We start from the raw sequence: 861 nt of genomic DNA on the forward strand, positions 1-861 counted from the left end.
AACTTTTTGGTGGAGCCTAGCGGGATCGAACCGCTGACCTCCTGCGTGCAAAGCAGGCGCTCTCCCAGCTGAGCTAAGGCCCCTCTTTACTACTTAGTATTAATGGTCGGGAAGACAGGATTTGAACCTGCGACCCCTTGGTCCCAAACCAAGTGCTCTACCAAGCTGAGCTACTTCCCGATAAAATGGCGCGCCCTGAGAGATTCGAACTCCCGACCTTTTGATTCGTAGTCAAACACTCTATCCAGCTGAGCTAAGGGCGCATATGGTGCCGAGGGCCGGACTTGAACCGGCACGGTAGTCACCTACCGCAGGATTTTAAGTCCTGTGTGTCTGCCAATTCCACCACCCCGGCAGGACTTCTATTAGAAATAGAAGAGCGGAAGACGAGATTCGAACTCGCGACCCCCACCTTGGCAAGGTGGTGTTCTACCACTGAACTACTTCCGCAATATAAAAGTGCGGGTGAAGGGAGTCGAACCCCCACGTCATAAGACACTAGATCCTAAGTCTAGCGCGTCTGCCAATTCCGCCACACCCGCATATAAAATCACCTTAAATGGTGAGCCATGAAGGACTCGAACCTTCGACCCTCTGATTAAAAGTCAGATGCTCTACCAACTGAGCTAATGGCTCAAATCAATGCCGGCCAGAGGATTGAACCCCCAACCTACTGATTACAAGTCAGTTGCTCTACCAATTGAGCTAGACCGGCTTATAATGGTGGAGGATGACGGGATCGAACCGCCGACCCCCTGCTTGTAAGGCAGGTGCTCTCCCAGCTGAGCTAATCCTCCAAATATTTTATTTTATCGCCCGGCAACGTCCTACTCTCACAGGGGGAAGCCCCCAACTACCATT

At 51.9% G+C, this 861-nt stretch carries 9 tRNA genes; all 9 read right to left on the reverse strand.

Annotated elements, in window-relative coordinates:
* Positions 1-7: 7 nt before the first annotated feature.
* A tRNA-Ala gene (locus tag JCM9152_RS21065) sits at positions 8-83 on the reverse strand.
* 20 nt (positions 84-103) lie between these two features.
* A tRNA-Pro gene (locus JCM9152_RS21070) sits at positions 104-180 on the reverse strand.
* A gap of 6 nt (positions 181-186) precedes the next feature.
* Positions 187-263: transfer RNA gene (locus JCM9152_RS21075), tRNA-Arg, on the reverse strand.
* Positions 264-266: 3 nt separating this feature from the next.
* Positions 267-355: transfer RNA gene (locus JCM9152_RS21080), tRNA-Leu, on the reverse strand.
* 23 nt (positions 356-378) lie between these two features.
* Positions 379-450: transfer RNA gene (locus tag JCM9152_RS21085), tRNA-Gly, on the reverse strand.
* Between the two features lie 10 nt (positions 451-460).
* Positions 461-542, reverse strand: a tRNA-Leu gene (locus tag JCM9152_RS21090).
* Between the two features lie 18 nt (positions 543-560).
* A tRNA-Lys gene (locus JCM9152_RS21095) sits at positions 561-636 on the reverse strand.
* 7 nt (positions 637-643) lie between these two features.
* Positions 644-715 (reverse strand) — tRNA-Thr (locus JCM9152_RS21100).
* A gap of 6 nt (positions 716-721) precedes the next feature.
* Positions 722-797, reverse strand: a tRNA-Val gene (locus JCM9152_RS21105).
* Positions 798-861: the final 64 nt, after the last annotated feature.

It is taken from the genome of Halalkalibacter hemicellulosilyticusJCM 9152, from assembly GCF_000513115.1.
Lineage (GTDB): Bacteria > Bacillota > Bacilli > Bacillales > Bacillaceae_D > Halalkalibacter > Halalkalibacter hemicellulosilyticus.